General features: G+C 51.2%; 10 protein-coding genes. 9 read left to right on the plus strand and 1 reads right to left on the minus strand.

Features of this window, described 5'->3' with window-relative positions:
* Positions 1 to 26 precede the first annotated feature (26 nt).
* Complete coding sequence (locus BLQ82_RS25485) at positions 27 to 761, plus strand: hypothetical protein (protein WP_062524274.1); 735 nt, start codon at positions 27 to 29, stop codon at positions 759 to 761.
* Between the two features lie 393 nt (positions 762 to 1154).
* Positions 1155 to 2321, plus strand: coding sequence for a DUF4317 domain-containing protein (locus BLQ82_RS25490; RefSeq protein ID WP_062524276.1), 1167 nt, complete (start codon positions 1155 to 1157; stop codon positions 2319 to 2321).
* A 102-nt stretch (positions 2322 to 2423) separates the two neighbouring features.
* On the opposite strand, the gene BLQ82_RS25495 is transcribed toward BLQ82_RS25490, so the two are convergent.
* Positions 2424 to 2957 carry an NAD(P)H-dependent oxidoreductase gene (locus BLQ82_RS25495; RefSeq protein ID WP_062524278.1) on the minus strand — a complete coding sequence of 178 codons (534 nt, stop codon included), beginning with the start codon at positions 2955 to 2957 and terminating at the stop codon, positions 2424 to 2426.
* A gap of 195 nt (positions 2958 to 3152) precedes the next feature.
* Between BLQ82_RS25495 and BLQ82_RS25500 the strand changes: the two genes are divergently transcribed.
* From BLQ82_RS25500 to BLQ82_RS25530, 7 genes are all read left to right on the plus strand, one after another.
* Positions 3153 to 3521 carry a winged helix-turn-helix transcriptional regulator gene (locus tag BLQ82_RS25500; RefSeq protein WP_062524280.1) on the plus strand — a complete coding sequence of 123 codons (369 nt, stop codon included), beginning with the start codon at positions 3153 to 3155 and terminating at the stop codon, positions 3519 to 3521.
* Between the two features lie 180 nt (positions 3522 to 3701).
* On the plus strand, positions 3702 to 5297 hold the full coding sequence (locus BLQ82_RS25505; protein ID WP_062524282.1) for a response regulator: 1596 nt from the start codon (positions 3702 to 3704) through the stop codon (positions 5295 to 5297).
* Positions 5298 to 5299: 2 nt separating this feature from the next.
* Entirely contained in the window at positions 5300 to 7060 is a 1761-nt protein-coding gene (locus tag BLQ82_RS25510; protein WP_082722709.1) for a sensor histidine kinase, read from the plus strand.
* A 123-nt stretch (positions 7061 to 7183) separates the two neighbouring features.
* Positions 7184 to 8599, plus strand: coding sequence for an ABC transporter substrate-binding protein (locus BLQ82_RS25515; RefSeq protein ID WP_062524286.1), 1416 nt, complete (start codon positions 7184 to 7186; stop codon positions 8597 to 8599).
* Between the two features lie 13 nt (positions 8600 to 8612).
* On the plus strand, positions 8613 to 9500 hold the full coding sequence (locus tag BLQ82_RS25520) for a carbohydrate ABC transporter permease (protein ID WP_062524288.1): 888 nt from the start codon (positions 8613 to 8615) through the stop codon (positions 9498 to 9500).
* Positions 9501 to 9556: 56 nt separating this feature from the next.
* On the plus strand, positions 9557 to 10327 hold the full coding sequence (locus BLQ82_RS25525) for a carbohydrate ABC transporter permease (RefSeq protein ID WP_082722714.1): 771 nt from the start codon (positions 9557 to 9559) through the stop codon (positions 10325 to 10327).
* 13 nt (positions 10328 to 10340) lie between these two features.
* Positions 10341 to 11249, plus strand: a complete 909-nt coding sequence (locus BLQ82_RS25530; RefSeq protein WP_244281001.1) for a glycoside hydrolase family 43 protein — start codon at positions 10341 to 10343, stop codon at positions 11247 to 11249.
* Positions 11250 to 11338: the final 89 nt, after the last annotated feature.

An 11338-nucleotide genomic window follows, 5' to 3' on the forward strand; every position in this document is an offset into this window, starting at 1 on the left:
AGCGGAAGAAAGGATGCGTATGTTGGATGAAGAAGAATGCCAAGATTCTATTGTTTGTCTTTCTGTTTGCAGCGACAATGGTGCTGTTGTTCGGATGGGTTTTGCCGGCGGTTTTGCAGGTGTACCTGCATAATGCGTACATAAGAGGCTTTACTTTGCTGTTGGTTTTCAGTATTGTGGTGCTTGCGAAACGCTTTACGTGGAACCGTAATATTGTCTATGTCATTGCCGTATTCACGTTGTTCAGCATGATGATCGATACGTCTGGCAACCCTGTTTTTAACAAGCCGCTCGAATGGATCGTTTCGCCTGTCGGGGAATTGCAGGTCATGCAGGATGTCAATAATTATGCGCCCGGTGAATATGCCATCACGGATCATATAGCGATTCTGAAGCAGAGCGGGGAGGTTCTGAAGCTTAGTACGGCATGGCTGTATTTATACCGTTTTGTACAGTATGTGGCCCTGTACTCTATCGTCGGAACCATTCTTGGAGCCGTCATTGGCATGCTGCCGCAGCACAAACTACCGTTAATCCAGACTGTTGACGAGTACCTGACGGAAGAACAAGAGCAGAAAGCAGCCGCTGAGATGAAACGCAGAGAGGAAGCAGGTATTGGCAGGCAAATTCCCCCTGAAGACATTCAGGCATCGGTCCGCCAGCTCAAGAAAGACGGGAAGCTCATCCCGGCCATTAAGCTCGTCCGCCAGCATACGGATCTGTCTCTGGGCGAGGCGAAGCAGTATGTTGAGAAGCTATAGGGGAGCTCGACCCTCCCGCTGAATACCTGCGACGATCCGCCTGCGGGTATTTTTGCTTGCTGTAATACAGTTAACAAATTTCGTCCTTATCATTTATACTAGACAAGATGAACTTAAAAAACATATAAAGGGTAGAAGTGCGGAGGGGAAGTTTGGAACTGGAGGAGCGGTAGCGTCCGCCTGAAAGCTTTCCGTAGGAAAGCTCGCTTCGGAAGCATAATCAGTCACCGGATTTCAACCGCTAAAGGCGGTTCCATTGAAGAAATCTGGGGACAACAGCGGCTGGAAGTCCAAACATTCCCCGCAGTCACGACTATAACCCCACAATGTAAAACTAAAGTTCAACTTATATGAATAGAGCCATTACACATCTAAGGAGCTGCCGAACCTGTTATGAATAAAAAAGAAGTCGCGCATATACGCAAGCAATTTAAGCTGGATCATGATCTGATGAACATCTACGACATTCTGAACGTGTATATTATGAAGGAAACTAGCGAGATTTATCATTGGGAGCGCCTGCCGTTTGGCCTGGTGGACAGAGAGAAGCAGGAGCTGTATATGGGCAATTTCAAAAAACTGCTCACCGGCGAGCTGGACCATAAGCTGTTCGAGCTGAAGTTTCAGGAGGAAGCGGAGGAGCCGGCGCGGGTCATGCTTCACCAAGGTCTGGTGACAGGGGATCCTGAAGAATGGCAGGACCTGATGATGATGCTCGTGGACAAGATGCTGGTAGATGCCAAGTATGAAAAGGATATGGTGGTCACCTTTGTCCGCGGGCAGTATTACCGGCCGACTAAGGCCAGGAATGAAGAAGCCGAAGAGAGCGGGAAGGACGAGATGTTCGCGCATCCGTTCATTCTGTGCAGCGTGAACTCTACAGAACAGCAGCGCAAAAACCTCATGTTCGACTATGTAGAGCGGGAATTCAAGTACAATATCATTGTCGATCCGATCATCAAGCTGAGCTCGCCGGAGCAGGGCTTCTTTTATCCGAGTGTGACGGACAACTATTCGGATGTGAACCGCATTCTGTATTGTACGGGCAAATCGAATTATCCGGATCCGCAGTTCATCGAGCAAGTCCTGAATGCCGAGAGATCGGTAACCGCTTTGGAAGAGAGAAGCTTTTTTGAAGAGATCGTGAAGGAATTGGCGGGCGAACAGCTCGATACGGGTACCCTCGCCCAGGTGTATGAGGAAATCCAGCAGGTCATCGAAGGCGGCGAAGGGGAGGAAGAACCTCCTAAGCTGGATTACAAAGATGTAGAACGCGTCCTGGCGGCAAGCGGTGTAGAGAACGTGACAGCGGAAAAGGTGGAGCGGGCGTTCGAAACGGTCATCGACGATAAGTACTATGAAATGAAGGCAAGCAGCGTTATTCCGAAATATACGACCAAATCGATTAAGATCGAGACGAAGGTAGCCACGATTTCGGTCAGCCCGCAGGATCTCAGGTATGTGAAGCAGGTGAATTATCAGGGGAAACGCTGCATCATGATCGAGGTGGACGAGGAAGTTGTGATTGAAGGGTTTACGCTTAATACTGAGACGTTATAGTTTTCTGGAGGAGGGGCTATCCTTGAAGTCTTTGATCAAAGACTGGGGGTAGCCCATGTTTGTATTTAGGAGGAATAAAGCAGCGGATACGGAATAGCATCGTTACTGTTGGTGCTTAAAGATATAGTTGATATACTCTTTTGCGCTATGATTAATTTCTTCATCACTGGCTTGAAAGGAAGCTCCGAAGACAGCAAAGTAGGGGAGGGCCACGGCACCTACATGTCCTGCACTGGCTTTGAAAGGCGCAATTACTTCATCTACGGTAAAAGAAACAGAGCCCTCCGGCAAATAATTTTCTTGTTTATCGCCAATGGATATGGCAAGCCCTAACCTTTTTCCTTGCAGCTTGTCACCTTTTGATCCATAAGCCCATCCGTAAGTCCACACCTCGTCAAACCACTTTTTTAAAAGCGGCGGATAACTGTACCAATACAACGGGAATTGCAAGATTACATGGGGATAGGCTTCTAATAGATTTTGCTCTCTGGGAACATCAATGTTCCCGTCAGGATACTCTTTGTAAAGCTCATGAACTGTAATATCGTTGGGATAGTGCCGCAGTTCTTTTTTCCAGCGCTGGTTGACCCTTGAAGCTTCAAGGTTCGGGTGTGCCAGAATGACCAGTGTGTTCATGATGAAATCTCCCTTCTCAGGCCTTGCCTCATTTGCGTCAATATCCTTATTATCTTGCAGGCTCCCAAAAATGAAAATACACACAATAAAGTAAGATGGTTACCTCAAAGTGTGTACTGGACCCGGGAAAAAATATGTGCAACAATGGGCTTTTGGCCCGGCCACATAAGATCGGAAGGAACGAGGTGTTATTCTATGAAACAATATCATCTGGGGATCGAGGCAACGCTTGAAATCATCGGCGGAAAGTGGAAAGCTCTGATCATCTGCTTATTGATGTCCGGTGCAAAACGAACAAGCGAATTACAGCGCAATATTCACGGCATTTCACAAAAGGTTCTGATCCAGCAGCTTCGGGAGCTTGAGGAGGATGGACTCGTCAAAAGACATGTATACCAGCAGATGCCGCCAAAAGTTGAATACAGCCTCACGGAATATGGAGTTACCGCCAATAAGATCGTTGACATTATGTGCACTTGGGGGAAAGAGAATATCAAAATGAGGCAATCCCAAGGAGAAGATATCGTCTTGCTGGAGGATGAGTCACCGGAGGACCTTGAGTAATTATCCCTCTCCCAATCACAGTCCACCTATCCAATATTAATGCACTATGAAGAGGCAGGAAGGACTTTTATAATTAGAGCAAACAACCGGCTGATTCATACCGCAGGGCACTTATCCTGATGAAAAGCTCTTGCGGGACGGCTGTCATGAACTGCAATAAGAGTCGGGAGGCTGAGCATAGTGAGAATATTGATTGTGGATGATGAGCCGAGGCATCTGCGGGGGATGGTTAACCTGATTCACCGCCTTCGGCCGGAAGACCAGGTTGCCGTGGCAAAGGATGGCTTGTCAGCCATGGAACTGGTGAAAACACACAGCCCGGAGGCGATATTGACGGATATCCGTATGCCTGGCATGGATGGACTGGAGTTTCTGGAGCGCCTGAAACAAGAGGGCCTGAAAGCCAAGGTTGTAATGGTATCCGCTTACAATCTGTTCGAATATGCGCAGACGGCGGTTCGCCACGGCGCTTATGATTACCTGCTGAAGCCGGTGGATGTCCGGAAAATAGAGGATGTATTGAACCGTATCGACGTTCAGGTGAGTGCGGAACGGAAGCAGCGCCGCGAAGCGGAGGAGCTGGAGCACCGCCTTAAGCTGTCTTCCTGTGCATACCGCAACCGTCTGATCCTGGCCTGGCTGAACGGAAGTGCCACATTGCCGGAGCTGGAGGAGCTGAACCGTTATGAGTGGCTGCGGGAGAGCGGGGTTGTAGTGTATTCGGAGCTGGATAGCTTCCGGGAAAGCGGTCAACAGTTGGACAGCGGCCAGTTCGTAAGCAGGCTTGAGCAGGCCTGGTCGCAATGGGGGGAGACGATAACGGTTCCGATAAGCGGAACGCTGGAGGATGGACGCCAGGCAGCCGTTACCTTGGTTGGCCTGCGGCGGCTTGACGGGGAGAAGCGGGAGGAGGCGCGGACCCTCGCTGCCGCCCTGGCATCCGAGTGGGCGCATACGGGACGCCTTGCCCATGGGATCGGGCCGGAATCCCCTTCCCTGCTTGCAGACGCGCCGCAGGCTTATCTCTTAGCCAGAATGGCCTGCAGCTATAATTTTTATGATGGCTGGAACGGGCTGGTGTTTTCAGATGAAATCGCTCCTTCTCCCATGGCGGCAAGTCCGGATTGGGGCAGGCTGTACGAAGCCTTGAAGGGGGACGATGCTGCTCTTGTTCTGCGCGTATGCGGCGAAATATTCACACAGCTTGCCGACGGCGGACATGCCGTTCCGCTGCTTCTGAAGGAGAAGGCGTCGCTTATGCTGCTCCAGATCCGGAGTGACAACCAGGATATTCTGGAGAGGAAGGCCGGGCAGATGCTCGCGGATACCGCCACAATGCTTATCCGTTCGTGCAGCTCGTATCAGGAATTAATGGCCTGGCTCGAAAAGGCCCTCCGGGAGGTGCAGCTTGCGCTGAGCTTGTCCAGACAGGATAGAGGGGAGATCGTCATCACTGAATGTCTAAGCTGGATACGGGAGCATACGAAGGAAGAGGTGACACTGGAACGCGCGGCGGATCACTTCCATTTCAACCCTTCCTACTTCAGTACGCTATTCAAGAGCAGGACGGGCCGGACCTTCTCGGAGCATGTAGCGGCAGTCCGGATGAAGCGGGCCAAGGAGCTGCTTGCGGAGGATAAGCTCAGAATATACGAGATATCCGTAGAGTGCGGATTTCAGGACCCCAAATATTTCTGCCGCGTATTCAAAAAATATCACAGCATGTCGCCAAAAGCCTATAAGCATGTACTCTCACAAAGGAAACGGGAGGCATGAAGATGACCTTCCGGTACCGGCTGCTGGCCAGTTATATTTTTCTGATCGCCATCCCCCTTCTCGTGCTGGGGACCGTATTCTATCGGACCAGCCTGCAGATTATTACAGAGCAGGCGCAGAGAAATGTGTATGAGCTTGTCAAAAAGAACAATGAGGTCATGGATACGAAGCTGCGGATCGTGGACCAGAACAGCATGTCCTTATTCCTGGATAAGGATTTATTCCGCATTTTCGACCAGCTGGACCCCGCAAACGAAGCGGAACTGTTTGAAGCGGACCGGCAGGTAACGGCTATACTCGGCAAATACTTTTCACAGAATCAGGATATTTATGCCTATCAGCTATGGACCTCTTACTTTACCTTCGGACAAACACTGCCCCAAGGCGACCCGACGCAATCGGATATCTATGATATGGCGCGGCAGGCGGGAGGAAAATTGGTATGGGTTCCGACCTACGACTTCGTATCCATGTTCCACCAGCCCTATCTCCAGAGCGGAAATCTGGAGTTCCGTTATCTGTTCTCCGCTACACGCGTGCTTGATTTCACGTATCTGGGCAATACAAAGCTGGAAAAAATGGATGCCCGGGCGGAGCGGCCTGTACTTGCTATCAGTTTCAAATCCGAGGTGCTGAAATCCTTGTACGCGGACAGCATTTCGGGAAGCTCGCGTTATATGGTGCTTGACCCGTACGATAAGGTCGTGGCCAGCAGTGAGCCGGGGGCTGTAGCGCGTACTTATAAGGAGGCATGGCTGGATGAGCTGAAGCTGGAGAACAGCGGGACGCGGAGGATGACCCTGGACGGGGAAGCGGTCATTGTCTGTTTTGACCGCTCGGAGGTTACCGGATGGATGTCCGTGGTCTGGATTCCGGAAGCGGGGCTGCTGAGCAGCTTTGTGCCGGTCATCCGGACTTCCATTACTGTGCTGGCGGTTGTGCTCGGCATTGCGGCCTTTATTCTCGCCTACTTTATCGCCGGCAAAATCACCAAGCCGATCAAGAGGCTGTTAAGCGCGATGAGGTCGGTGGGCGAGGGGGATTTTCAGACCCGGGTGGAGGTTGTGACCAACGATGAGTTCGGCATCTTGACCAAGCGCTTCAACCGGATGAATGACCGCATTCATCTGCTGGTCACAGAGAATTATGAGATCAAGCTGAAGGAAAAGGAAGCCGAAATTCAGGCGCTTACGATGCAGATGCATCCGCATTTTCTATACAATACCCTCAATGTGATGAACTGGACGGCGATTGAGAACGATCAGCAGGAGCTGAGCAGAATGCTGGTCTGTTTATCCAATATGCTGCACTACACCTCCAGAAAGACCTGGGGTGCGGTCCATCTGTCCGAAGAAATGAACTGGATGGATAACTATTTCTATATCATGTCGATCCGTTTCGAGGACAAGTTCATTGTAGAGTATGATATCGATCCGCAGCTTTATGAATACGATGTGCCAAGGCTTTTGTTCCAGCCTTTTGTAGAGAACGCGATTCTGCACGGCTTCGACCAGACTGAATCGGGCGGCATTATCGGTATCCGCGGCTGGATTACAGAGGGAACCCGGTTTTATGAGGTGGCCGATAACGGACGGGGGATGAGCCGGGAGACGGTTCAGGCGATTTTGTACCAGAAATCTTCATCCGTGGGCATCAAGAATACCATTGACCGCATTCAGATCACTTATGGCACCCCATACGGCGTTTCGATTGTTTCTGCTCCGGGACAAGGGACGAGGGTTGTGATTACACTGCCGGTATAAGCTAATCTTAATCCACCATTCCAAAGAGATTAGGGTTATGTAAGCGCTATCTAATATTTTATAATAAAGCCATCATAGACTGCAGCTATGAACCGTTGAATGTTGAAATCGAGAGGGGATAGGATGATGTTGCGACAAAGAAAATCGATCTTCACTGTAATGGCACTGGTTCTGATGCTTGCCGCTGTGCTGTCTGCATGCTCGAAATCCGGTTCAGAAAGCTCTAATACTTCCGCGCCTTCCGGGAGTTCCGGGAATTCCGGAGCCAAGGAGAAGATTACCTTGCGGATGACGGTCTGGGGCTCGCCCGAAGAAGTGGCTCCATACAAAAAGGCCATCCAGAGATTTGAGGACAAATTTCCTAATATCAAGGTAGAGCTTCAGCATATTGCCGCTGATTATGATACCAAGCTTACAACCATGGTGGCCGGAAATGATGTTCCGGATATCGCCATGATGGAATCCGGCACCATCGCTTTCCCTCTGGCAGAGCAGGGGAAGTTCTATAATCTCCAGGAATTTCTCGATCGTGATTCCGATATCAGCCCCGATACGCTGGTTCCCAATATTATCTATTCACTGGAGCCGGGAAATGTAATCGGCATCGGTCCGGGACCCGAGTCCTTCGGCCTGTTCTACAACGAAGATATTTTTAAGGAAGCAGGAATTGCACCACCCCCGTCGAATGTAGCCGATGCCTGGACCTGGGATGAATTCGTGGAGACCGCCAAGAAGCTGACTGTCGATACCAACGGCAAAACAGCGGCTGATCCCGGTTTCGATCCCAAGAAAATCAAACAATACGGAGTGAATGCCTCCACCTGGTGGGGAGTATACAGCAACTTTATCTATTCCAACGGCGGAGACTTTATCTCGGCGGATGGAAAGTCGTTCGGACTCAACCAGCCGGAGGCTGTAGAGGCCATTCAGAAAATATCGGATCTGATGAACGTGTATCATGTATCGCCTTCCCCCGTGCAGTCGAAGAATATCCCGGCTACCAATGTAGCTCTCCAGACCAAAAAGGTGGCGATGACCATCGACGGGCAATGGGCGAGCGCAGGACTGGCCCAATCCAAATTCAACTTCAATGTCGGCGTTATGCCTGTTCTGAAAGAGCCGGTGACTACCGTGGTCTGCGCGATGTTTTCGATCTTCAAGTCTACTGAGCATCCCCAGGAAGCATGGGAACTCATGAAAGCGCTTATTGATCCGGAGGCTTCGATTGATATGATTACAGCCGGAACCTGGATGCCTTCGCTCAAGGATTGGTACACAGACCCCGCGCTGCTGGCCAAGTGGACAGAAAATCTCGATTCAAGACCCTCCGGTTATAAAGAGGCGATCGTGGATGTGATTCTGACGAAAGGGCATCAGACGCCGACAGGCTATGTGAAGAATTTCAATAACATTATGGATATCGTCAATCCTGCCTTGGATAAGGTGTGGCTCGGCCAGCAATCGGCCCAGGAAGCGATGGATTCCATTGCGGCAAAAGTGCAGGCACAAATCAAGGGACGCCGCGATATCAAGGAATAATCTGGAGGTAGGTATGCGAAAGGGAATGTTCTATGGGCTGTTATTCACCGCCCCCGCCATACTCGGATTTGCCGTTTTTACGCTGGGTCCCATGATCGCAAGCCTGGTGCTCAGCCTGACCGACTACAATGTATTCAAAGAGCAGACCACTTTTACCGGCCTGGATCATTATGTGCGGCTGTTCTCCGGCGAGGATGAGCTGTTCTATAAGTCGCTCGGCGCAACCTTCTATTTCGTCGTGCTGCGTGTGCCTGCCGTGATCATCCTTTCCTTCGCCATCGCGCTGCTGCTGAATCTCAATGTGAAGGGCAGGGCGATATTCCGCACGATTATCTATCTCCCGAGCATCGTGCCGGCGGTGGCGTCGGCTATGATCTGGATGTGGCTGCTCAATCCCGATCTCGGTCTGATCAATTCGCTGTTAAGCCGGCTGCATCTGCCGACTAGCGGCTGGTTGTATTCGGAGGAAAGTGTCATCCCGTCGGTCGTTCTCACCACCTTGTGGGGCATCGGAAGCACGGTGATTATTTTTCTCGCGGGGCTTTCCGGCATCCCCCGGCAATATTATGAAGCGATTGAGGTTGACGGAGGCGGCTGGTTCCACAGGCTGCGTCATGTGACGATTCCGATGGTGACCCCCACGATCTTCTTCAATACGATCATGACCATTATCGGCTCCTTCCAGGTCTTCAACGAAGCCTATATTTTGACGCAAGGCGGACCGAACAACAAAAGCCTCTTCTACGTATTTTATCTGTGGAGAACGGGCTTCCGGGATGCCGATATGGGTTATGCGTCCGCGCTGGCCTGGATTTTATTTGTGATTATTCTGTTCTTTACCTTTATCGTCTTCAGAACCTCGAAGTCCTGGGTATATTACGAAGGGGGGGAACGTTCTTGAGGCAATCAAAGCTGTCACTTGCCGCAGGCTACGGAGCGCTTGTATTCATCTCGGGAATGTTCATCATTCCGTTTGTTTGGCTGATCCGCAGCTCATTGATGAATTTATCGCAGATTTTCACCATGCCTCCGGAATGGATTCCGGCCCCGTTTCAATGGAGCAATTTTCAGAGGGCGCTCACGGCGCTGCCGTTTGATACCTTCTTCAAGAACACGCTTATTATTGTGGTTACGGTGCTTTTGGGGACTGTCATCACGAGCACGATCGGAGCCTTTGGATTTTCACGGATTCAGTGGAAGGGCAGGGATACGGTATTCGCCATTCTAATGACCAGCATGATGCTGCCGGCGGCGGTAACGATGATACCGAGCTTTCTGGGCTGGCAGGCGCTGGGCTTCTATGATACGTTGTATCCGCTCATTATCCCCGCTTACTTCGGCGGCGGAATCTTCAATATTTTCCTGCTGCGGCAGTTCTATTTAACGATTCCGCGTGATTTTGATGAGGCCGCCTTTGTGGACGGGGCCAGTTATTGGCAAATCTATACCCGAATCATTTTCCCTTTGAGCCGTTCCGCCGTGATCGTAGTCGCTTTATTCAGCTTTCTGGCCTCCTGGAACGACTTCATGGGACCGCTGATTTATTTGAAGAGCGACAGCCTCTTTACCCTCGCTCTGGGCCTGCAAATGTTCCAGGGCTCCTACACCGCACAGTGGGATCTGCTGATGGCGGCTTCAGCCACGGTTGTCCTGCCTTGTGTCATTGTGTTTCTGGCCGGCCAACGCTACTTTCTGGAGGGCATAACCTTAACGGGATTAAAAGGATAAAGGAGGATGTCCGTTGAAAGAAGAGCGTCTGCTGAAAGGGATAACGAACCCTGTCATACCTGGCTGGTATGCGGACCCGGAGGCAAGAACCTATCAAGGCAGGCACTGGATTTATGCCACCAGGTCTTTTACGGAATATACGCAGCAGATGAATCTGGAAGCGTTCAGTTCCGTGGACCTGATCCATTGGGACAGACACGAAAGTATTATTGAGATGAGGGATTTCCCCTGGATCTGGAGAGCAGTGTGGGCGCCAACCCAAATTGAGCATCAGGGCAGGCACTACCTTGTGTTTGCTTCCAACGATATTCAGAAGGACGGGGAAGCCGGAGGATTGGAGATTGCTGTTGCGGATTCTCCAGAAGGCCCTTACAGGGGCTATCTCGGCAAGCCGCTGATTGATTCTTTCATTTACGGTGCCCAGCCGATCGACGCCCATTTATTCAAGGATGATGATGGCGCCGTCTATCTGTATTACGGGGGCTGGGGGCACTGCAACGTGGCCCGGATGAATGAGGATTTGACCGGCGTTGTTCCTTTCTCCGATGGGCAGGCTGTCCGTTCCATTACGCCTCCGGGCTATGTGGAGGGGCCATGCATGATCAAGAAGGACGGCCTCTATTATCTGATGTGGTCCATGGGCGGATGGACCAATGGCACCTATCGTGTGGCCTACGGCGTCAGCGGCAGTCCGCTGGGGCCATTCGCCAACGAGGGAACCATTCTGGAGAGGCAGGAGCCTGTGGCGGAGGGCCCCGGCCATCACGGATATTTGCATCTGCCCGATGAGGATGAATGGCTGATTGTCTATCACCGGCGAATCATCGGGGACAAGGAGCCGGGCAACCGCGTGCTATGCATTGACAGGATGGAATTTGAGGCCGGAAGGATTAAGCCGGTAATCATGACCGATAGCTGGTAAGCGCTCGAATTTGTAACGAACAGCTGCAGAATGCGCCGCAGGCCGGTTGGCCCGGAAACACCGGCAGAAATGCCGTTGTTGGAGCGCCG

Origin of the sequence: Paenibacillus jilunlii, assembly GCF_900102965.1 — a bacterium.
GTDB classification, from domain to species: Bacteria; Bacillota; Bacilli; order Paenibacillales; family Paenibacillaceae; genus Paenibacillus_AQ; species Paenibacillus_AQ jilunlii.

Bases quoted from the DNA above. Each gene is read 5' to 3' on its own strand.
- BLQ82_RS25520 (WP_062524288.1), top strand. From the start codon at position 8,613: ATGCGAAAGGGAATGTTCTATGGGCTGTTATTCACCGCCCCCGCCATA.
- BLQ82_RS25495 (WP_062524278.1), bottom strand. From the start codon at position 2,957: ATGAACACACTGGTCATTCTGGCACACCCGAACCTTGAAGCTTCAAGG.
- BLQ82_RS25515 (WP_062524286.1), top strand. From the start codon at position 7,184: ATGATGTTGCGACAAAGAAAATCGATCTTCACTGTAATGGCACTGGTT.
- BLQ82_RS25525 (WP_082722714.1), top strand. From the start codon at position 9,557: ATGTTCATCATTCCGTTTGTTTGGCTGATCCGCAGCTCATTGATGAAT.
- BLQ82_RS25510 (WP_082722709.1), top strand. From the start codon at position 5,300: ATGACCTTCCGGTACCGGCTGCTGGCCAGTTATATTTTTCTGATCGCC.
- BLQ82_RS25490 (WP_062524276.1), top strand. From the start codon at position 1,155: ATGAATAAAAAAGAAGTCGCGCATATACGCAAGCAATTTAAGCTGGAT.
- BLQ82_RS25500 (WP_062524280.1), top strand. From the start codon at position 3,153: ATGAAACAATATCATCTGGGGATCGAGGCAACGCTTGAAATCATCGGC.
- BLQ82_RS25485 (WP_062524274.1), top strand. From the start codon at position 27: ATGAAGAAGAATGCCAAGATTCTATTGTTTGTCTTTCTGTTTGCAGCG.